Origin of the sequence: Winogradskyella flava, from assembly GCF_014243395.1 — a bacterium.
GTDB classification, from domain to species: domain Bacteria; phylum Bacteroidota; class Bacteroidia; order Flavobacteriales; family Flavobacteriaceae; genus Winogradskyella; species Winogradskyella flava.
Window position 1 is genome coordinate 229,847 of record NZ_JACLCP010000005.1, and the last position, 25,275, is coordinate 255,121.

Sequence of the window (25,275 nt, forward strand, 5' to 3'; positions counted from 1 at the left end):
AACGACAAAAAACATCGTTTAATTGTAAATTAAAAGTTTGCTTATTACAAAATGTACAATATTGATGCTTGAGAATAGTTGTTTATTTTTGCTTAATCCTAATTTTAAACTAAAAACTATTAATCAAGAGGTGTTTTTCAAAGATTCTGCCACTAGTCTTTTCATAAAGCGAGAAGATCTGTTGCATCCATTTATATCGGGAAATAAATACCGCAAACTAAAATATAATATTAAAAGGGCAAAGGAAACTGATGCAAGATTGCTATTGACATTTGGAGGTGCTTTTTCCAACCACATTGCGTCAGTAGCTTATGCGGGGAGAGAGCATGGGTTTAATACTGTTGGTGTTGTAAGAGGCGATGAATTGTCATTGAAGCAAAGTTTAAACCCTACTCTAAAGTTTGCCTGTGATTGTGGTATGGAGCTCAAATTTATTTCTAGAAAAGATTATAGAAGAAAAGGAGATAAGCATTACATTGAAATTCTTAAGGCAGAGTATGGTGAATTTTTTTTAATACCAGAGGGAGGAACCAACTCAATGGCCGTTAAGGGATGTGAAGAGATTTTGGAGTCTATTGATTTGCATTTTGACTATATCTGCTGTGCAGTAGGAACCGGAGGTACGATCTCTGGCTTGATAAATGCATCTCGACCGCATCAAAAAATATTAGGATTTCCAGCATTAAAAGGAGATTTTTTACGAGAAGATATTCGTAAATTTGCAAAACGGGATAACTGGGAATTAATAACCGATTATCATTTTGGAGGTTATGCTAAAATAAAGCCAGAACTGATTACGTTTATCAATAGGTTTAAAACCGACTATCATATTCCTTTGGATCCAATTTATACAGGAAAAATGATGTATGGTATCTTAGATTTGATAGATCATGGATTTTTTCCTGAACATGCCAAGATATTAGCAATCCATACTGGAGGACTTCAAGGAATTGAAGGAATGAATATAAAATTAGAAAAAAAGGGGTGGTCTTTAATAGAATGAATTTAAAGCTTAAACATATAGTATTTGTCTTAGTTCTAGTTGTCTTAAGTTGTGGACCTAAAAAAGGTATCGCCACAAAGAAAAAGCACGAAAAACAGCGAACGGAAAGTACCAAAGAACGACATAGCGAACTTTTTGATAAGGAAGAAAAAGAAAAAACTGTAAAGCCACCTACTTCTGTGAGTCTTTATATAGAAAGTTACGCTGATATTGCAAAGTCTGAGATGCGCAAGTCCAAAATTCCCGCAAGTATTACGCTAGCGCAAGGCATTTTAGAATCGGCTTCTGGTAAAGGAAGATTGGCAGTTAAAGCAAATAATCATTTTGGTATTAAATGTCACGGATGGAAAGGCGCTAAAATTTACCATGATGATGACCGTTCACAGGAATGTTTTAGAAAGTATAAGAAAGCAGAATCTTCTTATGAAGACCATTCAGATTTTTTAACAGGGCGTAAGCGTTATGCTAAACTTTTTAAGTTAAAAGCAGATGATTACAAAGGCTGGGCCAAAGGCCTGAGAGAAGCTGGTTACGCAACAGACAGAAAATATCCCCAAAAACTCATCAGTTTAATAGAGCGTTATAAGCTTTATAGGTATGATGATGAGGTCCTAAGCGGTAAGATTGTTCAAAAGGTAAGGGTAGATAGTGGCGTTATGAGATACGTTGTTATCAAGGGAGATACCTTATATTCACTGTCTAAACGTTACAATACAACTGTAGATGCTATAAAGAATTTAAATAACTTCGATTCCAATGATCTTGTTGTTGGTCAAGAAATAATGATTCCTAATTAATCTATGTTTTATCAAAGAAGTAGTGCGCTTTTTAAGGAAGCCCAAGTTGTAATCCCGGGAGGCGTAAATTCGCCAGTAAGGGCGTTTAAAGCCGTTGGAGGCACTCCGATTTTTGCGAAATCTGCAAAAGGTGCATATATATATGATGAAGATGACAACCGATTTATTGATTATATCAATTCTTGGGGTCCGATGTTATTGGGTCACGCATTTTCACCAGTAGTAGAAGCTGTAATAGACAGGACAAGAGAAGGCACTTCTTTTGGTATGCCAACGGCTTTAGAAACTGAAATCGCTCAACTGGCTGTCTCAATGGTTCCTAATATCGATAAAATCCGGTTCGTGAATTCAGGTACCGAAGCCTGCATGAGTGCAATTCGATTAGCTCGAGGATTTACAAATAAGGATAAAATTATAAAGTTTGCTGGATGCTATCATGGGCACAGTGACTCTTTTTTAATTGCTGCAGGTAGTGGTGCCGTGACATTTGGTACACCAAATAGTCCTGGTGTAACTCAAGGTACTGCTAAGGATACATTATTGGCTAGGTTCAATAATATTGACAACGTCAAAGAACTAGTTGCTGCTAACGTCAATGAAATTGCAGCTATAATCGTAGAGCCAGTGGCTGGGAATATGGGTTGTATACCTCCTGTTGCTGGTTTTTTAGAAGGATTGAGAAGTATTTGCGATACTAACAATATCTTGCTCATTTTTGATGAGGTAATGACTGGCTTTAGATTGGCTAAAGGAGGTGTCCAAGAACTAAAAAATGTTAATGCTGATATTGTTTGCTTCGGAAAAGTAATTGGAGGTGGCTTACCTGTTGGTGCATTTGCAGCTAGGAATGAGATAATGAACCATTTGGCGCCTCTAGGTCCGGTTTACCAAGCTGGAACGCTAAGTGGAAATCCATTAGCCATGGCTGCAGGATTAGCCATGTTAAAAGCTATAGAGAAAGATAAAGGTCTTATGAATAGATTGGAGGAGAAGACTAAATACCTCCATAATGGAATTGCAGATGCTTTAAATAAAAATAATGTAGTCCATACAATAAATAGAATTGGTTCAATGATTTCTGTTCATTTCTCTGATAAAGAGGTTGTTGATTTTGATAGTGCTGCCAAAGGGAATAACGATACGTTTAAAAAATTCTTCCATGGCATGTTGAATAGGGGGATTTATATTGCACCAAGCGCATTTGAAAGTTGGTTTATAACGGATGCACTTACGTATCAAGATTTGAACGAAACAATCGCTGCGGTAGAAGAAATTGCAAAGGAACTTTAAATAAAAAAAGCCTCACTAAGATTGAGGCTTTTTTTATTTTATTATTTTGAAAGTACAGCTATAGTTCATCCAAAGTTTTATACTTTTCAAATTGAACCTTAGTGAGAATTGCCTCCATTTTAAGTAACAATTTAGTGTCCAACTTTTTTAAAGATGTATTATTGGTAGTCCCTGTACTTTTCAATCTGTCTTTTTTTGTTAGGTACTCTTTGAGTACATCATAAACGTTATCTTTCTGATTGTCTTCCAAATCTAGGGACTTGCTTAGTGCTTTAGTCTGTTTTATGGCTTCTTTGGATATTTCCGTTGCAGCACTCTGGGCTGTTATAGATTGAGTACCCGCTAACATAGCTAGGGCGAATAAACATAAGGTAATTAATTTTTTCATCTGAAATTGTTTCGTTTTTCGCTTACTAAAATAACAATTAATTTTATTTAACTCTAGTTTTTCAACCAAAAGGTCATTCCTTTATTTAGTTTTCCTTAATCATTACTTTCTTGTAAGATTTTCTCTTTTGAAGATTATACTGTTGATACTTTTTGTATTGTTCTTCTGATAGAATTTCCTTTAATTTTTCATTTAGGTCTTGAGAAAGCTCTACGTTTTGATTTAAGACAGTTCTACTTAACTCAGCCTTATCTGACTTTACTTTAATAGCCGTTTTTTCTTTTACACCTTTCTTTGGGTTTTGTTCCGAAGCAAAGTGCTTTAGCATTATCTCATGCACTTTTTCATACTGTTCAGTGGAAAGGTCGAGATGCCCTGATAATTTTTTAGTTTCAATGTCAGCTTTATAATTTGGTGATTGATTTTGCGAATCAATTTCCTGGCTCGTCTGCACGGATACCTTTTTAACTTCTTTTTCTTGTGCGAAAGAGTTTAAGGTAAACAGAGCGATTGCAGCAATTATTAGATTTTTCATTTTTTGTTCTTTTAAATTATGATATTGGGTTTATTGGGCTAAATGTAATAAATTTTATTTTGAAACCTATTGTTATTAAGGAGTTAAGAGCTTTAAGGTGGTATGGTATAGCTCGTTTTTTTCAATCTTATTTTTCAGCCATGCATAAAAACTTATAACAAAGAGATCTTCTTGTTGTAGTGAAGTCCATTCAAAAGTTGATTTAAGTTCTTCTTCCAAATTTTTGTTATTTACAAGTTCTGGATTCTTATAGATACGCTCGGCAAAGTTTAAAAAAATTAATATTCGCTTTTGATTAATTTCTTTCAAATATGTTGAGTATCGACGTCTAAAACTTTTTAGTCTGGAATAGAGTAAGTCTTCTTCTTGCAGTTCTATATAGAGTAATATCTCTGCAAGGCTCTTTTTGATCACCCAATCTATGCCTGCTTTTTCAATATAATATGAATCCTTATGATAAAAGTTTGATGCAGCTGATTTGGCTTTACTATAATCTTCTTTTTGAAAATAGAACATTAAGAGTGATAAGTGTAGGTCTAGAAGTGACTCTATGTCTCCATGTTTTTTATTGATAGTGGCTTCTACAAGATCAATGGCCTTGTTCTGATTATCACTGAAATTATGGTTTAAAGCCTCTACCAAGGTTTTCTTAAGAATAAATTCTTTTAAATACACCCCCTTTTTAAGCAGCATTAATTCTTCCATTTCTTGAATGTATTTAAGTGAAGATTTAAATTTCCTATTTCTGAAAAGTGTATTCGCAATAATGTATACTATATGTATTTGATAGTATAATTGTTTATTGGTTTCTTTTTTCTCTTTTAGGATTTTATAGCTTTTTAAAACAAAATTTTCAATTTCAAAATAGCTATTGGTGACCAAAGCAGAAATGTTAACAATAGCTAAGATTTGATAAAGAGATTTAAATGATAAGGATTCGCTGAGTTCTATATTATTATTTTTTAGAATAATATGGAGCTCATTTTCAAAGTCAACAACTTTTCCTTGATAGCTAATGGTGTTGAGAACAGATTTAAGCTTAGCGTAAACAATATTAAGCTGATCTTCCAATTGGTGTTTTTTGTGATTTTCAGTTTGCTTAAATATAAGGTTCTCCAAATTTATTTTTGGGTAGCTGGGAGCATATTGTATTTTGGTATGGTATATTTCATTAAGAATAGGATAGAGCAGATGCTCGTCTGCCAGCCGCTCAGCTTTATCCAGAATCTTGTAAGCGACGTCATAGTTTTTCTGAAGTAGATAAGTTCGTGAGGCTAAGATATACTTAATGATCTGCATATCGATTGAATTCTCATCTTCTAGATTTTTATTTGCAGTAAAATCTATTAAAGATTGAAAGAGGCGTTTTCTTAGTGCATGATAGGCATTGCAATTTTCGACCTTATATAGCTGTCTGCATACGGCCTTAGAATTTAGATTCCGATTCGTTAGTAGCTTAAATAGCTGAATGTTTTTAGTATCCTTTCTCTTGTTTTTTTCTGCTAAATAAGAGATGAATTTTTGCTGATCTTCAGAATTAAAAGTTTCAACAATAGAATTTAATGCTATCATTTAATCGTCATTATTATGTTGTAAAATACAATGAATATAAGTATATATATAATATATATAGTAAATATATCGTCATTTTTTTATGAAATATGGTTTTTATGGATTGATGTTTTATTGCAGATTTGTCCTGTAATCATTAAAACAAAACATTATGAATTATCAAACAACCGTGTCTTTAAAGGATGAAGAAAACGTAAAGACAAAAAAGAAAGAGAAGAAAGTTTATAATAATAAACCAACACCAGCTTTTATCGGAGCTTCTTGGACAGCTTTACTTATTGGTATGGTGTCTTACTGTATTGGCCTTTGGAATGCCTCAATGGAACTCAATGAAAAAGGCTACTACTTCACAATTTTGCTTTTTGGATTATTCTCCGTTATTTCTGTTCAAAAAGCTGTACGAGATAAATTAGAAAATATACAAGTTACTGAAATGTATTATGGGATTAGTTGGTTTACCTCTATAGCGGCTATAGTATTGCTGGTCATTGGACTTTGGAATGCTGATCTGGAGCTAAGTGAAAAGGGATTTTATGGTATGTCTTTTACATTAAGTCTTTTTGCTGCGATTGCGGTACAAAAAAACACAAGGGATGTGGCTTACATAGATAAGGAAATTGAAACTAAAAAAGATTGAATTAGTTTTAATGATGGTTAGTTAGTAACCTAAAACCTCGCGGACTGGTTTAGAGCTGCGAGGTTTTAAAATAAACTTCGCTAAAACTATTTTACGTTTTCTGATAAAGAATACGTAAAATAAAGAATTAGGAAGAAGAATAAAACGACAAGCATTATAAGAAAAACGATCGCCTGATTTGTGGTAATACTAAAATTGGCCCATTTAGAGTTAGACCAGTTTGTACTGTTAAATTTCTTCAAGTCAATGAGCTTAGAGCTAATCCAGATTAGGATTATTCCTATAATAGGAAGTAACACTTGGAATAAATTATAACTAAGTATAAATGATCTTCTATTTAGTGCAGAAAAAAAGAATAATACTCCAATAAGGCCTAATAAAATTCCAATTGTATTTCTTATCATAAATTAAAAATAATGAAAAATAGACTCACTAAATATTTGACTGAATTTGCGAGTCTAAAATTAACAAGACCAATTTCAGACAAAATAAGAATCCTAGAAATTATAGCTGTGATACTCACGGGAATAGGAAAATTTATTTTTATGGATTATCTCAATTGGCGATTACCTTTTGTAATTGTAGCCATAGTGTCTTGGTCTTTTTATGTGTTTTATCGCCATAAAAAGGATAACAATGTCCTTAAGGATTGGGGATTTAGATGGGATAATTTTAAACCTGTACTAAGATTAATGTTGCCTTTTGCTTTAGTTGCAATAGGGTTGTTTTTTCTAATTGGATATATACAGGGCACTATAAATCTAACTTGGCATATAATTCCTTTGCTTATAACGTATCCTATTTGGGGAAGCATTCAGCAGTTTTTGACTATTGGTTTGCTGGCCGGAAATTTAAAGGATTTAAAACGAGTGCAATTCAATAAGGGCCTTATAGTTTTTGTGACAGCTATATTCTTTTCCATTGTGCATTACCCTTCAATTTGGTTAATGATTGGAACATTCATTTTAGCTCTATTTTATGGGTATATGTATTTAAGAGCTAAGAACATTTATGTGCTAGGTTTATTGCATGGCTGGCTTGGAGCTTTGTTCTATTATACTGTTGTTAATCAAGATCCTTTTGCGGATGTGTTTTTAAAATTTATAAATTAATACATTATGAAATCTAAGATGTTAAACGAATTACCAGAATTGCTTGAGCATAAGGTAATCTCTGAAGATGTTGCTTCAAATATTAGGCAATACTATCAAACTTATGCTTTGGTAGCTGTTAAGAATGGTGAAGCAGTTCTAAAAGACGTTTTAATTAATGATAAATCTATCAAGGATTACATTGAAAAAGAGGATACGCAATAATTTGTATCTTGTGTAAATAACATTAAGTCATGACCTACTGGGTTTCAACCGCTTTATTAATCTTAGGAATTTATATTGCTATTAGCATAGCTTTATATTACCTACAGGATTATATGTTGTTTAAACCTGAAAAGTTACCAAAGGACTTTCAGTTCGACTATGAAAACCAAGAAACCAAAGAATACAATTTAGAAACAAGAGATGGTGCCGTAATTAACGGTCTTCGATTTTTTCCAAAAGGTGAAAGTAAGGGTGTGGTATTATACCTTAAAGGAAACTCTAAAAGTATTAAGGGCTGGGGAAAGTTCGCTGTAGATTTTACGCGGCATGGTTATAATGTATTAATGGTCGATTATAGAGGTTTTGGAAAAAGCACAGGCAAGCGTTCTCAAAAAGCAATTAAGCGCGATTTACAGTTGGTCTATAACAAGATTAAGGAACAGACTACGGAAGATCGGATTATTCTCTATGGTCGTTCATTGGGTTCTGGTTTTGCAGCAAAACTTGCCTCTTTAAATAATCCAAGAATGCTCATTCTAGATGCACCGTATTACAGTTTAACTAAAGTCACAGCGCGTTATGCGCCTTTTATGCCATTGTCTCTATTGCTAAAATATCCCTTGCCAACTTATAAATGGTTAAAGTATGTAAAATGCCCAATACATATTATCCATGGAACTCACGATAAGTTAATTCCTTATAAAACCAGTGTGAAATTAGCGCAGATACAACCCAAGTTAACCAAGTTGCATTCGGTTATAGGTGGAGGTCATAAAAATTTAAATAACTTTGAATCATACCATAACATGTTGGATGATATATTAAATAGCCAATCTAAAACCTTAGACCTAGAAACCACAAGTATTAATGTCATTCACTCATCAAAAAAAGCTAAAAAGAAAGCTTAAAAAGTTCCTGTTAGTTCTTTTAGGTTTATACGTTATGATAGGATCTGCACTTTATTTTTTTCAGGAGAAAATACTATTCTTGCCAACCACTTTGGAGCAAGATTATCAATATAATTTCAAGCATAATTTTAAAGAACTATATTTAGACACCGAGAAAGATGCCACTATAAATGCACTTCATTTTAAGTCTCAAAACTCTAAAGGTGTAATTCTATATTTTCATGGCAATGCAGGTGATTTAAGTCGATGGGGAATAATAGCGGAGTATTTTGTAGAAAAAAACTATGACGTCTTAATCATGGATTATAGAACCTACGGTAAAAGTACTGGTAAGCTAAGTGAAGATGCGCTTTATAAAGATGCACAGTATTGTTACGACTATCTTTTAAAACACTATTCTGAAGATCAAATCACATTATACGGTAGGTCTTTAGGTACAGGAATAGCATCTTATTTAGCTTCAAAAAATCAGGCAAAACAACTCATTTTAGAGACACCCTATTACAGTATTTTAGATGTGGCAGAACATCGTTTCCCTATGTTTCCTGTAAAACGATTGTTGAAATATCATTTTCCCACGTTTAAGTATTTAACAAAAACTCAATGCCCAATTACCATTATTCACGGCACGGATGATGGTATTGTACCGTATACTTCTGGAGAGAAGCTTTCTAAATTAGATATTAATAATTTAAGCTTTATTACTGTAAATGGCGGAGATCATAATAATCTTATAGAATTTCAGGATTATCACAAAACTATCAACTCTAAACTACCTTAGGCTAGGGCTTTACTCAATCAAAAGTTCACTTCACTCATTCTGAGTTCTTCACACTAAGTTTTCATAATACTTTTAGTTGAATCAAAAACGAAAGATTATGCAAACAAAGACAAAATTTTTACTAGGAATTACTAGCGTAATGGCATTATTTGTTGTTACAGCTTTATCTGTAAACAAAACTTCTGAACGACAATCCTTGGCAGAAGTAGAAATTAAAAATGAAAAAGGTTGTGTATTTATGACCACCTTTGGAGAACAATCCTCAGAGGGTTATGCCAAGTTTAAACTGAAAAAGAACATTCAGCCAGTCGTGAACGATGGATTGAGTTGGTTGGCTAAGGCACAATTAGGAAATGGGGGTTATGGTGCAGGAAGTCATAATAATCAAGGTGAGATGAATCCACATGCGGTCAGTGCAGATCCTGCAACAACATCCATGGTGGCCATGGCTTTACTGAGAAGCGGTAGTACTTTGAAAAAGGGAGAGTACAAGGAACAACTTCAAAAGGCATTAAACTTCTTATTAGAACAAGTCGAAAGTGTTTCAAAAGACGACGCTTTTATAACAAAAGAAAAGGGCACACAGATTCAAACAAAATTGGGGCAGAACATCGATGCTGTACTGACAGCGCAGTTTTTTTCAAATATTCTAAAAGAGAAGTTGGATAAACCTACTAAAAAACGTGTTGAGAAATGTTTGGATATTTGTGTGGATAAGATTCAAAGGGCTACCGGAAATGACGGAAGAGTTCAAGGTGCTGGTTGGGCAGGCGTACTACAATCTGGTCTAGCAACGAGTGCATTAGAATCGGCACAGTCTGTAGGTGCAGAGTTAAATGAAGTTGTGGTAACAGCACAGAAGCAATATCTAAAAGATAATTATGACGAAGATTCGAAATCAGTCAAGACAACAGATGGTGCAGGAATCATTTTGTATTCAGTAAGTAACTCGGCAAGAGGTTCTGCAAAGGATGCAAGAAAGGCCAGGGAGCTAATTGAAAAAGCAAAGAAAGAAGGGAAGCTTGAAGCAAAAGATAAAATAACTGTTGAGAGTTTTAAAAAACTGGGAATTTCTGAAAGTGACGCCATAGGTTATACATCGTCTTATAACGTTTATAATGCTTCAAAAGTTCAGGCGCAACGTGATGATGTCATGTCTGGATTTGGTAATAATGGGGGCGAGGAGTTCTTGAGTTTTCTGCAAACAGGTGAATCAATGGTTGTAAACGATGACAATGATTGGAAAACTTGGTACGATGATGTGTCTGGTCGTTTAATCAAAATACAGAATGAGGATGGTAGCTGGAATGGGCATCATTGTATTACCAGTCCTGTATTTTGTACAGCGACAAGCCTATTGATTCTTTCCATTGAAAATGACATTGAAAATTTGAAGCAAACAGGTGAGGATTGAAGTCTATAAATTTGGAAAAGAAAAAGGCTTCAAATTGTTTTGAAGCCTTTTTGATTATTTTAAAGTTTAGATGACTATTTTTTAGGATCTAAAATATTGTTGACGCGCTCAATCGCATCAGCAATATGAATTCTACTCATAGCATCTCCACCGCGAGCATTTCTTAGCTGAGAACGTAATGTTTTTAGCTCTGCTCTTACGACTGCTCTAATATCTGATTGACTTGTGTTAACAGCAGTAGATTTAACATAAGGACTACCTCTAAATTTTCTTTGATTTTCAGCAGTCATTAAATATGCTAATCTATCGATGTGTGCACGTTGTAAGTTACGACGATAGGTGTCTATTTTCTTGCCGTTACGTAATTCGCTCCAGATACCTTGTCTTAAATCTTTCATCATATCCTTTAAAGCATAAGCGTTACTGTCATAAGTATGTGCTTCAGTTAGACGCTGCATTTTACCTAAACTAAGAACAGTATTTAAAGCTCTTGCTTGTATAGCACGAATACGATCTACTGATCCAGAATACTCAATTCTATCAAAAATATTTTTATCAATTAACCATTCTGGTGTAGAGAACAGGTTTTCTTGCAAGAATACCATAGCTCTTTTCTGATGGTCTTTAGCTACAGGTGTGTAGACAGCTCCTTCTTGACCGGCAGTTTTGTAATGTTCATAGACACCACCAATATTGTTAGCAACATGACCCATGTAGCGATTAAATTGAGATACCACATGCCCATACATTTCTTGTAAATCATCATAGTCCTCGCCAGCTTCTGTTGTCCACTCGATTAAGTTAGGTACGATACGCTTTAAGTTCTTAATCCCATAATCACTAGCCAACATAGCATCATCTCCCAAGTCTTCCGTCTGAGAACTTGGGTCATGTACATCGCCTACTTGTTGATGACCAAAGCGATACATAGGATCACCTGCGTGCTCTGTAATCCATTGGTTAAGGGTTGCTTTTTCCTCTTCAGAAGTTTTATCTAAAATAGGTTTGTAACCCCAAGCTATAGCATACTTATCATAGACTCCGATGTCTGGCATCAACGCTACACCTTCATCTCCTGGTTGTGCGACATAGTTAAAACGAGCATAATCCATGATTGACGGCGCAGTACCATATTTTTGTGTGAATTCCGCATCTCTTAATTTTTCAACTGGATAAGCGACACTACTTCCCATATTATGAGGTAAACCCAATGTGTGACCAACTTCGTGTGCAGATACAAAGCGAATTAAACGACCCATAACTTCATCCTTAAATTGAGGACTTTGTGCATCAGGATTAATAGCTGCTGTTTGTACAAAGAACCATCCACGTAATAAAGACATCACATTATGGTACCAATTAATATCACTTTCTAAAATTTCTCCAGTTCTTGGGTCGCTTACGTGAGGACCATTAGCATTTGGAATAGGAGACGCTAAATAACGCACAACAGAATAGCGCACATCTTCTGGCGTCCATTCTGGATCTTCTTCTACAGACGGTGGATCCTTAGCAATAATGGCATCTTTAAAACCAGCTGCCTCGAAAGCAACTTGCCAATCTTCTATGCCTTGCTTTATGTATTTTCTCCATTTTTTTGGAGTAGCTCTATCAATGTAGTAAACGATTTGCTTTTTAGGAACTACTAGTTCGCCACGCTTAAATTTTTCGATGTCTTCATCTTTGACTTCAAGTCTCCAGCGGTCTAGATAAGTTAAGGATTTACTTTTTTGATCCTCTTGTCCATAATCAGTGGTGTTGCTTGTGAACCAGCCAACGCGCTCATCGAAATAACGACGTTTCATTGGGTTCTCTGGTAACAAAATCATAGAGTTATTAATTTCAATAGAAATACTACCAGTACTCCAATTAGAGGGAGGCGTTCCAGCTGCATAGGTCTTGACATGACGCGCTTCTATGTTTCTTGGGTAACTCTTAATACTTTCAATAAAAGACTTGTCACTTTCTAGTCTAGTAACCTTGTATGGTCTTCTTCTAAACTGAGGTAGGCCTAAGGATTTCACATCTTTTTCAAACAAAGGCGAGGCATCAATAACTGTACTTGTAGAGTCTTTACTGTAGGCTTTTATAGGAAATGTAAATAATACAGGCTCAAAATTAGAGTTCTTAACGGCTTCATTTACAGGTAAAGAATCGGCCGCAGTAACATTATAAGAAACAACTCTTAAGATTACTTTTTTACCTTTCTTTTCCCAGCGCAGTACTTGCTCATTTTGTTTTCCTCCGCCAAAACCAAGACCACTAGCGGTTTTCGCAATACGCGTCACCATGAGCATTTCTCTATCAAAAAGAGAGTCAGGTATCTCGTAGTAAAACTTATCATCTAAAGTATGAACTGTGAAAAGTCCTTTATCGCTTTTCGCATCTTTTGTGATGACTTTGTTATAAGGTTTAGGATCGTTTTTACCAGGTTTTTTCGCTGCTGGTTTTGCCATTGCAGTGGCATCTGTTTTTTTTGATTTACTCGCTTTTTTAGCTGTAGAACACGAAAATGCTAAAAAGGCAGAAACTACAAGTAGTAGTTTAATTGATAGTTGCTTCACTTTTTGTCGGTTTTAAAAAATTTGCATGAAAATACGCATTCCACAAGGAAACTAACAGTTGTTAGACCGACTTTAGTATTTCTTTAACGCGCTTATTCGAGAGAATTTAAGTAGTCTTGAATGAGCTGGACACCTTCAGTATGCAGTATTGTGGTTCCGATTATAGGCATGCTTACACCATCAATATTTGTTGTGACTCTTAATTCGATACTTGCACTTTGTTCTGCTATTAAACTTTCTTCTAAGGAAGTTTCGTAGGCCAAATTTAGGGTGGACTCACCAAAACAGTCACCGCCAGGAATATGACAACTCGCACAATTAATATCTATATAAGCTCGAGCTCTTTCTGCTAAAGATAAAGATGTGTCTTCCCAATTAGGCAAACGACTTATTCCGCTGCTGTTAGAAACTCCAGTTAATTGCGCATTTGATATAAATTGTTCTAATTGATTTGTGCCATTGATGTCAAAATTCATGGTTCTTAGTTTGGGACCAATTGGAGCCAGTCTTCCGTAAGAATTATGACAAGTAAAACAGTCTGTATTTGATGGAACCTCATAATCAATGGAATTGGTTTGGCCATTGGTATCTATCCATGTAATAGGCACTGTACTTTCATTTAAGTCTAATGTAGCTTCAGTTTGAGCAGCATTCCATTTGTAATCACCAGTTTCCCATTCACCATCAATTTTTATGAGCAAACGTGTTTCAATTATGGTTCTTCCTAAAGATAAATCACGCTCATCATTGTTGTAGTAAAATGTTTTAGCTATAACTGTATTATCCGGAAAAATCGGTAAGCCATCACCATCAAATGCCATAGATGTGCCGTCAGGTAAAGCGATTAAGCGTTGCTTATGGGCATAATCCGTAAAAAGTTGCGAACTAAGTTCGTACTTAAAGGCTTTTGAGGTGATATTCAGGTCACTTAAATTTCCTGAAAAAAGATTTAATTCGGAAAGTGTAGGTCTAAATTCTGCAATTACATCAGGTACTTCGGTTGTAAAATTAAGTACTTCAGAATTGGAACTTACATTATTTGTGGAACATTCCACTTGAATATAAACATCATATGTGGTTGCAGGCAACAAACCGACTAGAGTCATGGAAGTTTCAGTTGCCATAATAGATGTTCCTGAACCTATTGAGAACCCTGAAATACCATATTCGATAATATATGAATTTGCTGCATTAGAATCGCTCCAAGTAATGGTTGCTGAGTTTGTGGTGATGGCATTCGCTTGAATATTTGTTGGTGCTAAACAAGCATCAACAGTGTCATCACCGTCATCATTTTTACAGGAAAATAGTACGAGGATGAATACAAAAAATAGATAATTTTTCATTTTGGTTAGTAAATTTTTCTTTAATAGCCTTGTGAAAATACTAAAAATGAATGAAATAGTAGATTTTATCTTTAAAGACTTTATATGGGCTTTAGTTATTGCTTTTTGTGCTGTTCGATATAATTTGAATAATCATTAAAATCTTTCAAATCGATATTATAACTTTTATTATTATAACCTTTATCCCTCCTAGATTGGATTTTGTTTAGGTTTTCTAATTCTTGAATGTACTCTAAGTCTAGTTTTATTTTTAGTTCATTGTAAATTTTAAAAATACTATTTAGAGGATCAAGAGTTAGATTTTTAAAGTTTAAAGATATAATCAAGTCTTTATGAGTCTTTAATAGGTTTATCTGTTTTTTACTTTCAGTGATGCGCTTCTCGATGCATGCTCTAAACCAATTATTAATGTTTATTGGGTTTAATCCAATTTTAGAGTATGTTGATTGAATTGATAATTCTAAGTAGGAATCTAAGAATTCTTTGGGTTCTCTAGCGAGGAATATAATGGTAACATCAGTATTCTTTGAAATAAAATATTTCACAAAATCTGTAGCGTCATTTTCTTTTAAAATAAATGTAACGTTTTCTTCACAGCTGTTAATTATTTTCCATTTGTTTAATATTTGTTTATGAATTTTGATGATTTTATTTTTCTTTATTTGGTCGAATCTCTCCCAATCGTCTATTAGGGGCAAGATTTCTGGAATGGGTATTCTTCGAAATATGAAAAAATGTGACCAGAATTTTTCTTCAAGGAAGATACCGTCCTCTTCAACATCACCTAAAACATGAGAATGCATTTTATTTGCTATTGAACCTCTTTTCTGAGACCAATAAGGAATGGAATTAAAATACTCTAACAAATTTGTCTTTTTTAATAGTTTATACAAGAATATGGATGGGAATCTCCAGAAAAAATGAGGAACACCAGTAAAATTCGACTTGTCTTTACAAAGTTGTCTTTGTAAAAAAGTTGTTCCAGATCTTGGTTGTCCTAAAATAATAGCAATTCTTTTTATGTTTATTAATTTATATTCTGGATAGAACACTGAATCGATTAGCCATAATAAACTGGAAACGGTATTCGTTATGAAATTAGAGACTATCCAGAGAAAAATCCTAAGACGAGCTTTACGGGTTTTTATTAAGGATTTTTTTTTTATGATGATTATTAAAACCGAAATTGAGTGTCTGATTTGAAGAAATATCATTAAATATTAAAGAATTTGTTGCAAGAATAGAATAACTGACAAGCAGATTAGAAGTAAACCGAGAATTTTATAGAATAGTTCATTTGTCTTATTAAAAAGAGCATTACCAAAAATTAAGGCAATAGATGCTAAGGGAATAATCCCTAGGCTAAAAATAAATTCTTCTTTTAATATTCCGTAAGATGTAATTAATCCTGTTAGCCTACCAATACCCTCAAAAAGTAGAGTAAGGACAATCAATTGTTTTTGATTAGTAGAATTCTTTGTAAGAAAAAGCGACCCAACTACATAAAAAGGTCCACCGACACCTGTTATCCCTCCAAATATTCCTCCTGTAATAATAACAGTTAAACCCAGAATAGGTTTCCTTTCTTTTAGCTTTTCAATATTATTCTTCCCTAAAAGATAAATTCCAGAAAGTACAGATGCTGTTATAATTAAATAAGTTAATAGTTGCGAATATCCCTGAAATAAATAATTTGAAATTAATGAAACTATAAAAAGAATAATTAATAAGCCAATCCTTTTGAATAAAATCTCAGATACTGCGGTTTTGTTAAGATATAATAAAAATAATGATAATATAATATCAATAATTGAGCTGATGTAGATAATTCTTATTGGAGATAAAAATAAAGAGCCCAAGGAGATAAATATTAACGCATTCCCAAATCCGCTGTAACCCTTTATGAAATAAGCAATTATAGCTGCACATAAAATAATTAAATATATAGATGATTCCATTTCTAATAACTGGATTTTCCACCAAATTCTTCAACCCAAAATTTTATCCATCTTTCATTGGTTACAAAGTCTTTGTTGTTGTTTTCTAATGGATACTCTCTAATCTTAATTTTTCTTCTGATGAACATTTCATTTAAATAATCTGCGCTGGGAAATCCAGAAATCGTCATGGCTTTATAAGCTTCTTTGTTCAAATTCCTAAAATCAACTCTTAGCAAAGGATATAGATGATTCTCTAATAATTCTTTTTGAGCAAAATCAGAAAGCGCGTAGTTACTAATTAATTGTACAATATCATTAGTTGATACTTTACTCTTTTTAATGTATTCCATTCCGTTTTTTGTTAGGCCTATGCATCTTACGAAAGCTATGGCTCCTTCATCTAGTATAATACTCCCCACTTTATCATTATTATTGGCAAAAAAACTTTTGGATCGTTTTGTTGGTCGATGCCACTCTCCACCACCTGGAATTATCCAAACATCACCATCGTTTAAATCTTGTTTTAATCGCTTGAAACCTTTATTGCCCCAATAGAATTTATTTACACCTTTTTTCAATTTTAATAAATGTTCACAAAGATTTTGAAATTGTGTCTCATTTAGTTGATAAGGATCACTATGCCCAAGCGATAAGCTTATAATTCCCATTGTTGGTAAATACCAATCCCATATTCCAATTTTCCTTTCTCTATAGAGTCTTTTAGTAAACTCTGAATCTCCAAAAAAAATCTCTTTAAGACTATGAATATGATTGGGAACTGCTTCTGTATTTATTGATATACTATTCGTGCCGAAAGCTATAGGTAAGCCATATTCAACTGATTCATACTTCGGATATAGATAGTAAGGAATTGAAGAATTCACGTTACTTATTGTCAAGCCAATATCACTAATTGGAACTAAACTATTTTGATTTTTTAATTCTAAAAGTCTTGGAGTTGCTTCTATGTCAAAAATTATAAGGTGAGGATTAATTTTATCTAATTCCTTAAAGAGATCTTGACCATAATAATCAGTAGTTTCTAGTTTTATATTTAGTAGTTTTCTTATACTGTTTTTATATTTTTTAAAATGTTTCGAAAATCCGGCCCACCCTAATAGTATTATATTTGCTTTTATGCTTTTTCCTCCAGTCTTGTAGATATAATAATAAGTTGCAATAAATAAAGGCAAACCCAAAGACCAATAGAAAATAGATTCAGAAAAGCTCCAGTTGTATTCTTTGATTATTAATTGTATGACGAACATCCAGCATCCAGCTAGGAAAGCAATTATACTCTGAATTAATTCTTGACTTTTCATCCTTTACTTTTGGCATTAAAAAATTAGTAATAAGCAATATAGAATTTAAAATAAAGAAATAAAAAAAGGAACCGTTATTAGCGATTCCTTTCGGTATAATGATCAAAATTCTAGTTTAAACTACTTCAACAAACAAGCCTTCCTCGGTTTTTTCAACCTTGGTCAAACCATGTTTGCCTAAACCTTTAATACCTTTGTCCCAACCTTTATTACTTAAACCAGATTGTGATTTTAAATCACTTAATACCATGCGCTTTTGAGATTTTAAAACCTCAAAGATTGCTTTTTCATTATCACTTAAAGTCACCTGCTTTTTCTCTGGTCGCATCTGTGGAAAGAACAATACTTCCTGTATACTTTGATTATTAGTTAAGAACATGATTAAGCGGTCCATACCAATTCCCATTCCAGAGGTTGGGGGCATACCATATTCAAGCGACCTTAAGAAGTCGTAATCAATAGTACCTGTAGCTTCATCATCACCTTTCTTAGCTAATTCCAATTGATGCTCAAAACGTTCACGTTGATCTATTGGATCATTCAATTCAGAATAGGCATTTGCGATTTCTTTGCCACACACCATCAGTTCAAAACGTTCTGTCAATTCACGATTTTCACGATGCTCCTTACACAATGGACTCATCTCTTTTGGGTAATCTGTAATAAATGTTGGTTGTATATAGCTGCCCTCGCATTTTTCTCCAAAAATCTCATCGATGAGCTTGCCTTTACCCATGGTACTATCAACTTCGATTCCCATGTTTTTAGCAGCAGCTCTTATGTCATCTTCAGATTTGTCGTAGATGTCAAACCCTGTAAATTCCAATATGGAATCACGCATGGTAATGCGCTTATAAGGTGCTTTGAAATCGATTTTATGTTCTCCAAATGTGGCTTTAGTAGTCCCGTTAACGACAACAGCACAATGTTCCAATAACTTTTCACAGAAATCCATCATCCAGTTATAGTCCTTGTAGGCCACGTAGATTTCCATGGCTGTAAACTCAGGATTATGGGTCCTGTCCATACCTTCGTTTCTAAAGTTTTTTGAAAATTCATAAACACCATCAAAACCTCCAACGATTAATCGCTTTAGGTAGAGTTCATTGGCAATACGCATATACAATGGAATGTCTAAACTATTATGATGCGTAACAAACGGTCTAGCTGCAGCGCCACCAGCAATAGGTTGTAGTATAGGTGTCTCAACTTCAAAATAACCAGAATCATTAAAAAATTGCCGCATTGCATTAAACAACTTCGTGCGTTTTACAAAGACGTCTTTTACATGCGGATTTACAGCCAAATCGGCATAACGTTGTCTATAACGTTGCTCAGGGTCTGTAAAAGCATCGTAGGTTATGCCATCTTTTTGCTTGGGAATCGGCAAAGGTTTTAGGGCCTTACTTAACAGCTTAAAATTCTTAACCATCACAGTTTTCTCGCCAACTTTGGTGGTGAACAACTCACCTTCAATACCAACGAAATCACCTAAATCGATAAGTTTTTTAAAAACATCGCTATACAATGATTTGTCGTCTCCAGGACAAATTTCATCTCTATTAAAATACACTTGAATGCGCCCTTCACTATCTTGTAATTGTGCAAAAGATGCTTTTCCTTGAACATTAATGGCCATTAGACGACCAGCGATAATAACCTGTTTATCCTCTTCAAAATCAGATTTTATCTGTTTGGATGTATGATCTACAGGAAATAAATCGGCTGGATAAGGATTAATTCCTAATGCACGTAATTTGTCTAACTTTTCGCGGCGTACTAGTTCTTGTTCTGAAAGTTGCATTCTCGTTATTTTAGAAATGCAAAATTACATTATTTGATAGAATTGGCGAACTGCTATTTAATTTGATTTTAATGTGGCTATATTTTTCTGAATTTGTTCATTTTTAGGATCTAATTTCAACGCTTTTTTATAAAGCTTTAAGGCTTTTTTAATGTCACCATTAACATAGAATTTATTTGCTAAACTGCTGTAAGTTCTAGGTTCTTTAGGAAAGAGTTTTGTGTTGAATTTTAAAACTTCTATTGCTTCTTTCTTTCTATCGGTCGTAAAAAGAATGTGAGCGTAAGTGTTTAATTCAGATATGCTTTTTAAATTGTCTTTGTATTTTTTGAAAATTTGCTTTTTATTCTTGTTAAAACCTTTTAAGCCTTTAGTCTTTAAAATATTGTCAACTGCAGTAACAATCTGATAATTGGATTTGTAGTTGTTGACAGTTACAATATTCTCGATGTCTTCTTCAAAACTGTTAACGGGATGTTCTACAATTCGGTTAACTTCCTTACCGTTTTTATAAAAAATTACTATTGGCACTCTGTGGATATTTAAGCCAGCTTCTTCGTGTTGTGGACTTTGTTTGTATAGATCTGGTTGTCTACTCACAGCTACAACCGTGAGTTGCTCCATTGGAAAGTTGGAGGCCTCAAGAACTTTATATAGTTTTGGTACTTCTCTCTTGCTATCACCGCACCATGTGCCCATAAAAAGAGTAATGGTATAAGATTTCAATTCTGAAGAAATGGCACTAGTAATTGAAGCGTTTGGTTTGTAATCGTTATAGTTTTTTGTAAACCAAGACTTATAATTGTCTCCTTCTAAACCACTTTTGTCAATTTTACCTAAGAGGTATGGTGTTTTGGTGTTTTCTGTTATTTCTGTATTTAGGGTTTGTGCATTTACTTGAAAAGTTATGATAAATGCCACTAAAATAGGAATGAAGTTCTTTCTCATTGTGATGAATTTAAGGTTGAAGGTTGGATATGAAATTATCAGTAGTTATCATTCTGAACTCGTTTTAGAATCCCAAACCGAATAGATTCATAAAACAAGTCCAGATTTGACAAATTACTAACTGAAAAAATTGATTAATAGATTTATTTAGACGCTACTATATTCCCTTTGATCTTTAGAATTTTGTTGCCGCCTTCGGCATTAGACATTACGGTGACCGTCTTGGTGAAAGCGCCTACTCTTTTGGTATTGTATTTAATTTCTAATTGACCTGAGTCTCCGGGCATAATTGGTGCTTTTGAGTAGCTTGGGACAGTACATCCGCAGGTAGTTTTTACTTTGGTAATTAACAATGGAGCTTCTCCTTCGTTGGTAAATGTAAAAAGTCGTGTGCCGTCAGAATTTTGTTCTACAGTGCCATAATCAATGACAGTAGTCTCAAATTTAATGATGGCTACTTTTGCCTCATAATTATCCAAATTGGCTGAAGTTGCGTTAAAAAAGCCAATAGCTAAAACTAAAAGGATACATGTGTTCAATGTTCGTTTCATGATCAATAATTTTTGATTAATACTGAAACAAACATCAAGGTTTAAGATGTGAATTCTGAAAAACTAAGGTTGGAAATCGGTACTAGTACCTGGTTTGAATTTTTTAACTATTTGATAAACAAAGACTTTGCGTCGTCTCGAGATTGCACATTTAACTTCTTATAGATGTTGTTGGTATGCGATTTTACGGTACTGACGCTCAAAAAAAGTGATTCGGCAATGTCCTTGTTGGTCTTATCTTGTAGTAAATGTTCTAACACCACCTGCTCTTGTTTGGATAATTTAGCCTTTAACTCTTTGGTTTTGGACTGCTTTCGTTTCCAGTAACGAAAAAGTAAAAAAGCGTTGAGGAGGAGTGAAAGTACTAAGATTGAATAGAGGACTATACCGCGACTTGAATCTGAAGCCCTCACCTTATCAGAAGTCGCCATCATGTAACGATCAGCAGCCAATTCATTTCTATATTGGATGGTATATGGTGCATTTGGATACTTGCTTTCAAGACGTGTTTTAAGATTATTATAATATGGATTATTTTGCAAATCTTCAACATAGTAGCTGTGTAAATCACTACTTCTATCCGATAGGTATGCATATATAGAAAGCTCGGCAATAGGTTCATTCAAAGCTTCACCATACGTCTGAAGTGCTTTAAACCATTTCTTATTGTTCAGCTTTCGATTGGCTTCGCTTCGTACTTCGCCGTAGGCAAAACGCATATCGTTTTTTAAGGAATCAATTTTTAAAAAGGCATTGGCTTTTGGGTTGCTTGATTCTATTTTACAAAAGACTTGATTACCAAAAGAAAAGGGTAATTTTAGCGTATCTGTATTTTTTGCAATAAAGAGTAATTCTTCACTATCACCACAATGTCCATTAAAATGATTCAGGCCTTGTTGGGTCTCTGAGCATTTATCAACATGAATGCGGTAAATGCGATTTTCGACATCGAGCATATTGCCCTTAAACTCAAAATAACCGGTTTCATCGGCTTTGGTTTTGGCAATAATCTGTTCAGAATAAACACCAGACATTTTGCGATAATCCTCTACAATAGACAGGTAAACCGTGTTTTGCCATTCGTCAGGATTTGTAAAGCCAGAAAAAGAATATTGTGCCTCACAGCATAACGACGTCAATAAAAAGATTATTAAAATTCTGATTTGCATAAAACGAATCTACATAATTTTAGGATATTCTTGTTGCTTGGTTCCAAATAGTGTAACAAATTTAACAAAGTTACGTCCTATTTATACATCAAATCATTGAACGAAATTATGAGTATCTGGCGTGTTATATTGTCAATTATTTTTCCACCTTTAGCTGTATTGGATAAAGGCTGCGGTTCTTTCCTTATCACTTTTATATTGTGGATATGCGGTTGGGTTCCTGGAGTCATTGCAGCACTGGTAATTCTAAATAATCCTGAGCGATAAAAGAAGTTCTTATTAGCTTTCCCAAAAAGTAAAACAAAGCTGTCGATTCTAGAGTTGGTCTTATGTTTTCGCGAGTCATAAGCGCTAATTTTTAACTATCTTTGCATCTTGTTTTAGAAGATTAAGATTTGAATAAAACGATAAAATTTGAAGATTTAGGCTTAAAGGACTTTAAAGAAACTTGGGACTACCAAGAAACGCTTTTCAAAGCCATTTTAGATACGAAAATTAAAAATAGGAGGGAAGATGCTGGGCTAGAAACAGACAATCACTTTCTTTTTGTAGAACATCCGCATGTTTACACTTTAGGTAAAAGTGGCGATTTATCTAACTTACTCTTATCTGAAACGCAGCTTACCGAAAAAGATGCTACGTTTTACAAAATCAATAGAGGAGGCGATATTACCTACCATGGTCCTGGACAAATCGTAGGATATCCTATTTTGGATTTGGATAATTTTTTTACGGATATCCATAAATACTTACGCTTTTTAGAAGAAATCATCATTCTTACTTTGGCGGAATATGGGTTGAAAACAGAGCGTAGTCCAGGTGAAACAGGTGTATGGCTTGATGTTGGGACACCTTTTGCACGCAAGATTTGCGCTATGGGAGTGAGGGCTAGTCGTTGGGTAACCATGCATGGTTTTGCGCTTAATGTCAATGCAGATTTAGGCTATTTTGATAATATTATTCCATGTGGTATTAGAGGTAAAGCTGTAACGTCTTTAAATAATGAACTAGATGTTGATAAGGTTGATGAAGCTGAGGTTAAGCGGAAGCTTCTAAAGCATTTTAGTGTGCTTTTTGAGGCTAAAATCTTAACTTAAAATTTCCGTGGGTTTAATTTGTGTTGTTTGTAAAAGTCGTTTTTTTATTTTTTAATAAATCAAAAATTTCTTCAAAAGCATATTCTCCTTTTTGTATATAATAATTGCCATTTTCATCAATTAATACATAGCTTCCGCAAGGGTAATGAAGAGGTAAAAACATCTTTTGAATTGTTCCAAACTCATCTTTAATCCAATAAGATTTATTTCCATATTTCTTTATTCCTTTCGATGATTTATACATAGAAAATTGACTAACATTTTCGATTTCTTTAATTTTTTTAGAAAATCTTTTATGTCCAGATGATATATAAGATTTATTTCCAGAAGAGTGGCATCTGTCTAGTCCATGGTAATAATTAATAACGATTACGTTTCCGTCAGGAATTGTTTTTCCTGATATTATCGAAAGTTCAGATTTAATTGAGTCGAGAGACTTATTCGGAATTTGACCTTTTTTTATGCGTTGCACTTTAACATTCAAAATCAAACTGTCTAAATCGAATTGAAAGTTGAAATAAACATATCCTTTTACAGTGATATCAAATTTATTTTTGCTGATTTCAATCAGATCCTCTTTTTGAATTGAATCCTCATCTAAATAAATTTCTTTTTTCTGAGCAAAAGAGATAATACTTAACATGGCTAAAATAAATATTAGTATCTTTTTTTTCATCTCAATTTTCGTTGTCATATATGATATAAATCTGTTTGAATTACTAATTTTATTTTTGAACGAAGTTAGATTTACAATTTAATAAACAGAAGCTAAGCTTCAGCATTAAAAAACACCTTGTAAAAGTGCATTTTTTTATCCTCGTCGTAACCGCGCTCTAGATATTCCGCTGAGGCATCAGGTGCATCTACATCGAGTTTTATCTGTATGTTGGTATCCAATTTTATTTCCGTTTTAATTTTTTGCTTTTGCTTCTTTAAAACGCGTTCTGAGACATCAAATTGATTGCGAATAAGAACTTTATTTTCAGCTTCATAACTTTTTTTATAGTCTTCAAACAATTGTATTTGGTCTTCCTCGTCAAACACTTCTTCTTTAAATGCTTCGATGTTTACAATCTCATTTTCCTTAAAAAAATCGACTGTTTTGGCTAGGAAATTACTTTGCTCTTTTCCACCAAAATTAGGCTGTAAAACTTCTTTGGAGAACTCTCTACATAACTCAATGCAGTTCTTGGTGTGTTGGTTGCTATCGTCAGGATATTTAATGCTTAGGAAGCTTTTAATCCAGTACTGCGTATCGTAAGAATTATTATCTACACTAAAGACAATTTTACCCTCCATATCTGAGGTATTTAAGATCAAACATCCTTTGTCTACTTTCTTGGCTTGTATCCCTTTTTGTACTAAAATGTCATAGTTGCCAGATTCTAAATAGGTTTGGAAAAATTCAGTTTTATTTTCAATTTTATAGATGCCAATAGCATCTGTAAAATAGTCTTCGTATTGTACATTTTCAAAATGACAAACCACGACATCGCCTGTTTTTATTTGCGCCGAATTACTCTGCTCGAATAAATGCGTTACAATATGTTTTGACACTTCTACGAAGTCTGCTTCATCTTTAAATAATTGTTCACAATAGGTGTTTATTTCGTTAAGTCCTACGTCGCTATGATGATGAAAACGATAACTTTCAGCAACACTTACAAAAGGTTTTAAAAGGTAAGGGAGCATAAGGTTATATGTGGCTTCATCGAAGTGTACAGCAGCTTCTGAAAACGCATTCTTTGTGTCGTTGAACTTATTGCCAACTTTATGAATGATACAGTGTTTTATTGACGCCTTTTGTCGTTTTATCATGAGTAGGAAATTATTGATTTTTCAGACTTGCAATAGTACAAAACCATAGACTTAAAACTAAAGAAAACGCCAAAA

At 33.7% G+C, this 25,275-nt stretch carries 25 protein-coding genes; 11 read left to right on the top strand and 14 right to left on the bottom strand.

The genetic code is table 11. From position 1 onward, the window contains the following. The first annotated feature begins 64 nt into the window (after positions 1 to 64). Genes H7F21_RS15315 through hemL form a run of 3 tightly spaced genes read left to right on the top strand, consistent with a single transcriptional unit; the run spans position 65 to position 3,090 of the window. Positions 65 to 1,003 (top strand): 1-aminocyclopropane-1-carboxylate deaminase/D-cysteine desulfhydrase, encoded by a 939-nt coding sequence (locus tag H7F21_RS15315; RefSeq protein WP_185790180.1) that lies wholly within the window; start codon positions 65 to 67, stop codon positions 1,001 to 1,003. Further along, the gene (locus H7F21_RS15320) at positions 1,000 to 1,800 is read left to right on the top strand and encodes a glucosaminidase domain-containing protein (RefSeq protein ID WP_185790181.1); all 801 of its coding nucleotides are present in this window, start codon (positions 1,000 to 1,002) and stop codon (positions 1,798 to 1,800) included. The genes H7F21_RS15315 and H7F21_RS15320 overlap by 4 nt, the downstream gene beginning before the upstream one ends. Before the next feature lie 3 nt (positions 1,801 to 1,803). After that, on the top strand, positions 1,804 to 3,090 hold the full coding sequence (gene hemL, locus H7F21_RS15325) for a glutamate-1-semialdehyde 2,1-aminomutase (RefSeq protein ID WP_185790182.1): 1,287 nt from the start codon (positions 1,804 to 1,806) through the stop codon (positions 3,088 to 3,090). Positions 3,091 to 3,148: 58 nt separating this feature from the next. Here hemL and H7F21_RS15330 read toward each other — a convergent pair whose 3' ends face one another. The 3 genes from H7F21_RS15330 to H7F21_RS15340 all read right to left on the bottom strand — a co-directional run bounded on the left by H7F21_RS15330 (position 3,149) and on the right by H7F21_RS15340 (position 5,585). Next, positions 3,149 to 3,478 (bottom strand): hypothetical protein, encoded by a 330-nt coding sequence (locus tag H7F21_RS15330; protein WP_185790183.1) that lies wholly within the window; start codon positions 3,476 to 3,478, stop codon positions 3,149 to 3,151. A gap of 85 nt (positions 3,479 to 3,563) precedes the next feature. Beyond that, positions 3,564 to 4,013, bottom strand: a complete 450-nt coding sequence (locus H7F21_RS15335) for a hypothetical protein (protein ID WP_185790184.1) — start codon at positions 4,011 to 4,013, stop codon at positions 3,564 to 3,566. 75 nt (positions 4,014 to 4,088) lie between these two features. Then, the gene (locus tag H7F21_RS15340) at positions 4,089 to 5,585 is read right to left on the bottom strand and encodes a hypothetical protein (protein ID WP_185790185.1); all 1,497 of its coding nucleotides are present in this window, start codon (positions 5,583 to 5,585) and stop codon (positions 4,089 to 4,091) included. 151 nt (positions 5,586 to 5,736) lie between these two features. Between H7F21_RS15340 and yiaA the strand changes: the two genes are divergently transcribed. The 6 genes from yiaA to H7F21_RS15370 all read left to right on the top strand — a co-directional run bounded on the left by yiaA (position 5,737) and on the right by H7F21_RS15370 (position 10,641). Next, on the top strand, positions 5,737 to 6,222 hold the full coding sequence (yiaA, locus tag H7F21_RS15345; RefSeq protein ID WP_185790186.1) for an inner membrane protein YiaA: 486 nt from the start codon (positions 5,737 to 5,739) through the stop codon (positions 6,220 to 6,222). A 416-nt stretch (positions 6,223 to 6,638) separates the two neighbouring features. Then, on the top strand, positions 6,639 to 7,334 hold the full coding sequence (locus tag H7F21_RS15350) for a CPBP family intramembrane glutamic endopeptidase (protein ID WP_185790187.1): 696 nt from the start codon (positions 6,639 to 6,641) through the stop codon (positions 7,332 to 7,334). 6 nt (positions 7,335 to 7,340) lie between these two features. Next, on the top strand, positions 7,341 to 7,538 hold the full coding sequence (locus H7F21_RS15355) for a hypothetical protein (protein ID WP_185790188.1): 198 nt from the start codon (positions 7,341 to 7,343) through the stop codon (positions 7,536 to 7,538). A gap of 29 nt (positions 7,539 to 7,567) precedes the next feature. Further along, a complete protein-coding gene (locus H7F21_RS15360; RefSeq protein ID WP_185790189.1) occupies positions 7,568 to 8,446 on the top strand; it encodes an alpha/beta hydrolase in 879 nt (292 codons plus the stop codon). A gap of 34 nt (positions 8,447 to 8,480) precedes the next feature. After that, positions 8,481 to 9,227 carry an alpha/beta hydrolase gene (locus H7F21_RS15365; RefSeq protein WP_246431502.1) on the top strand — a complete coding sequence of 249 codons (747 nt, stop codon included), beginning with the start codon at positions 8,481 to 8,483 and terminating at the stop codon, positions 9,225 to 9,227. A 97-nt stretch (positions 9,228 to 9,324) separates the two neighbouring features. Then, the gene (locus H7F21_RS15370; protein ID WP_185790191.1) at positions 9,325 to 10,641 is read left to right on the top strand and encodes a prenyltransferase/squalene oxidase repeat-containing protein; all 1,317 of its coding nucleotides are present in this window, start codon (positions 9,325 to 9,327) and stop codon (positions 10,639 to 10,641) included. A 74-nt stretch (positions 10,642 to 10,715) separates the two neighbouring features. Here H7F21_RS15370 and H7F21_RS15375 read toward each other — a convergent pair whose 3' ends face one another. From H7F21_RS15375 to H7F21_RS15415, 9 genes are all read right to left on the bottom strand, one after another. After that, positions 10,716 to 13,205, bottom strand: coding sequence for a zinc-dependent metalloprotease (locus tag H7F21_RS15375; protein WP_343067659.1), 2,490 nt, complete (start codon positions 13,203 to 13,205; stop codon positions 10,716 to 10,718). Positions 13,206 to 13,297: 92 nt separating this feature from the next. After that, complete coding sequence (locus tag H7F21_RS15380) at positions 13,298 to 14,551, bottom strand: fibronectin type III domain-containing protein (protein WP_185790192.1); 1,254 nt, start codon at positions 14,549 to 14,551, stop codon at positions 13,298 to 13,300. Between the two features lie 95 nt (positions 14,552 to 14,646). Continuing rightward, a complete protein-coding gene (locus H7F21_RS15385) occupies positions 14,647 to 15,765 on the bottom strand; it encodes a sulfotransferase (RefSeq protein WP_185790193.1) in 1,119 nt (372 codons plus the stop codon). Positions 15,766 to 15,771: 6 nt separating this feature from the next. Then, a complete protein-coding gene (locus H7F21_RS15390) occupies positions 15,772 to 16,509 on the bottom strand; it encodes a TSUP family transporter (protein ID WP_185790194.1) in 738 nt (245 codons plus the stop codon). A gap of 2 nt (positions 16,510 to 16,511) precedes the next feature. Next, complete coding sequence (locus H7F21_RS15395; RefSeq protein WP_185790195.1) at positions 16,512 to 17,813, bottom strand: type 2 periplasmic-binding domain-containing protein; 1,302 nt, start codon at positions 17,811 to 17,813, stop codon at positions 16,512 to 16,514. A 115-nt stretch (positions 17,814 to 17,928) separates the two neighbouring features. Beyond that, positions 17,929 to 19,617 carry a lysine--tRNA ligase gene (gene lysS / locus H7F21_RS15400; protein ID WP_185790196.1) on the bottom strand — a complete coding sequence of 563 codons (1,689 nt, stop codon included), beginning with the start codon at positions 19,615 to 19,617 and terminating at the stop codon, positions 17,929 to 17,931. Between the two features lie 57 nt (positions 19,618 to 19,674). After that, entirely contained in the window at positions 19,675 to 20,565 is an 891-nt protein-coding gene (locus H7F21_RS15405; protein ID WP_185790197.1) for a thioredoxin family protein, read from the bottom strand. A 143-nt stretch (positions 20,566 to 20,708) separates the two neighbouring features. Continuing rightward, positions 20,709 to 21,116: a DUF1573 domain-containing protein gene (locus H7F21_RS15410; RefSeq protein WP_185790198.1), complete on the bottom strand. Its 408-nt coding sequence runs from the start codon at positions 21,114 to 21,116 to the stop codon at positions 20,709 to 20,711. Between the two features lie 107 nt (positions 21,117 to 21,223). Continuing rightward, positions 21,224 to 22,285, bottom strand: a complete 1,062-nt coding sequence (locus H7F21_RS15415; RefSeq protein ID WP_221892491.1) for a response regulator transcription factor — start codon at positions 22,283 to 22,285, stop codon at positions 21,224 to 21,226. Between the two features lie 108 nt (positions 22,286 to 22,393). On the opposite strand from H7F21_RS15415, the gene H7F21_RS15420 reads away from it, so the two are divergent. After that, complete coding sequence (locus H7F21_RS15420; protein ID WP_185790199.1) at positions 22,394 to 22,552, top strand: YqaE/Pmp3 family membrane protein; 159 nt, start codon at positions 22,394 to 22,396, stop codon at positions 22,550 to 22,552. 128 nt (positions 22,553 to 22,680) lie between these two features. Next, positions 22,681 to 23,382 (top strand): lipoyl(octanoyl) transferase LipB, encoded by a 702-nt coding sequence (lipB, locus tag H7F21_RS15425; protein ID WP_185790200.1) that lies wholly within the window; start codon positions 22,681 to 22,683, stop codon positions 23,380 to 23,382. 13 nt (positions 23,383 to 23,395) lie between these two features. Here lipB and H7F21_RS15430 read toward each other — a convergent pair whose 3' ends face one another. Continuing rightward, positions 23,396 to 24,076, bottom strand: coding sequence for a hypothetical protein (locus H7F21_RS15430; RefSeq protein WP_185790201.1), 681 nt, complete (start codon positions 24,074 to 24,076; stop codon positions 23,396 to 23,398). A gap of 74 nt (positions 24,077 to 24,150) precedes the next feature. Further along, complete coding sequence (locus tag H7F21_RS15435; RefSeq protein ID WP_185790202.1) at positions 24,151 to 25,200, bottom strand: nucleoid-associated protein; 1,050 nt, start codon at positions 25,198 to 25,200, stop codon at positions 24,151 to 24,153. Positions 25,201 to 25,275: the final 75 nt, after the last annotated feature.

What these genes read in the sequence shown, in the direction of transcription:
- H7F21_RS15365 (WP_246431502.1), top strand. Translation starts at nt 8,481, where the DNA reads ATGATAGGATCTGCACTTTATTTTTTTCAGGAGAAAATACTATTCTTG.
- H7F21_RS15410 (WP_185790198.1), bottom strand. Translation starts at nt 21,116, where the DNA reads ATGAAACGAACATTGAACACATGTATCCTTTTAGTTTTAGCTATTGGC.
- H7F21_RS15420 (WP_185790199.1), top strand. Translation starts at nt 22,394, where the DNA reads ATGAGTATCTGGCGTGTTATATTGTCAATTATTTTTCCACCTTTAGCT.
- H7F21_RS15355 (WP_185790188.1), top strand. Translation starts at nt 7,341, where the DNA reads ATGAAATCTAAGATGTTAAACGAATTACCAGAATTGCTTGAGCATAAG.
- H7F21_RS15430 (WP_185790201.1), bottom strand. Translation starts at nt 24,076, where the DNA reads ATGACAACGAAAATTGAGATGAAAAAAAAGATACTAATATTTATTTTA.
- H7F21_RS15405 (WP_185790197.1), bottom strand. Translation starts at nt 20,565, where the DNA reads ATGAGAAAGAACTTCATTCCTATTTTAGTGGCATTTATCATAACTTTT.
- H7F21_RS15330 (WP_185790183.1), bottom strand. Translation starts at nt 3,478, where the DNA reads ATGAAAAAATTAATTACCTTATGTTTATTCGCCCTAGCTATGTTAGCG.
- H7F21_RS15385 (WP_185790193.1), bottom strand. Translation starts at nt 15,765, where the DNA reads ATGATATTTCTTCAAATCAGACACTCAATTTCGGTTTTAATAATCATC.
- H7F21_RS15370 (WP_185790191.1), top strand. Translation starts at nt 9,325, where the DNA reads ATGCAAACAAAGACAAAATTTTTACTAGGAATTACTAGCGTAATGGCA.
- H7F21_RS15340 (WP_185790185.1), bottom strand. Translation starts at nt 5,585, where the DNA reads ATGATAGCATTAAATTCTATTGTTGAAACTTTTAATTCTGAAGATCAG.
- H7F21_RS15380 (WP_185790192.1), bottom strand. Translation starts at nt 14,551, where the DNA reads ATGAAAAATTATCTATTTTTTGTATTCATCCTCGTACTATTTTCCTGT.
- H7F21_RS15315 (WP_185790180.1), top strand. Translation starts at nt 65, where the DNA reads ATGCTTGAGAATAGTTGTTTATTTTTGCTTAATCCTAATTTTAAACTA.
- H7F21_RS15335 (WP_185790184.1), bottom strand. Translation starts at nt 4,013, where the DNA reads ATGAAAAATCTAATAATTGCTGCAATCGCTCTGTTTACCTTAAACTCT.
- H7F21_RS15395 (WP_185790195.1), bottom strand. Translation starts at nt 17,813, where the DNA reads ATGAAAAGTCAAGAATTAATTCAGAGTATAATTGCTTTCCTAGCTGGA.
- H7F21_RS15415 (WP_221892491.1), bottom strand. Translation starts at nt 22,285, where the DNA reads ATGCAAATCAGAATTTTAATAATCTTTTTATTGACGTCGTTATGCTGT.
- H7F21_RS15350 (WP_185790187.1), top strand. Translation starts at nt 6,639, where the DNA reads ATGAAAAATAGACTCACTAAATATTTGACTGAATTTGCGAGTCTAAAA.
- hemL (WP_185790182.1), top strand. Translation starts at nt 1,804, where the DNA reads ATGTTTTATCAAAGAAGTAGTGCGCTTTTTAAGGAAGCCCAAGTTGTA.
- lysS (WP_185790196.1), bottom strand. Translation starts at nt 19,617, where the DNA reads ATGCAACTTTCAGAACAAGAACTAGTACGCCGCGAAAAGTTAGACAAA.
- H7F21_RS15390 (WP_185790194.1), bottom strand. Translation starts at nt 16,509, where the DNA reads ATGGAATCATCTATATATTTAATTATTTTATGTGCAGCTATAATTGCT.
- H7F21_RS15435 (WP_185790202.1), bottom strand. Translation starts at nt 25,200, where the DNA reads ATGATAAAACGACAAAAGGCGTCAATAAAACACTGTATCATTCATAAA.
- H7F21_RS15320 (WP_185790181.1), top strand. Translation starts at nt 1,000, where the DNA reads ATGAATTTAAAGCTTAAACATATAGTATTTGTCTTAGTTCTAGTTGTC.
- yiaA (WP_185790186.1), top strand. Translation starts at nt 5,737, where the DNA reads ATGAATTATCAAACAACCGTGTCTTTAAAGGATGAAGAAAACGTAAAG.
- H7F21_RS15360 (WP_185790189.1), top strand. Translation starts at nt 7,568, where the DNA reads ATGACCTACTGGGTTTCAACCGCTTTATTAATCTTAGGAATTTATATT.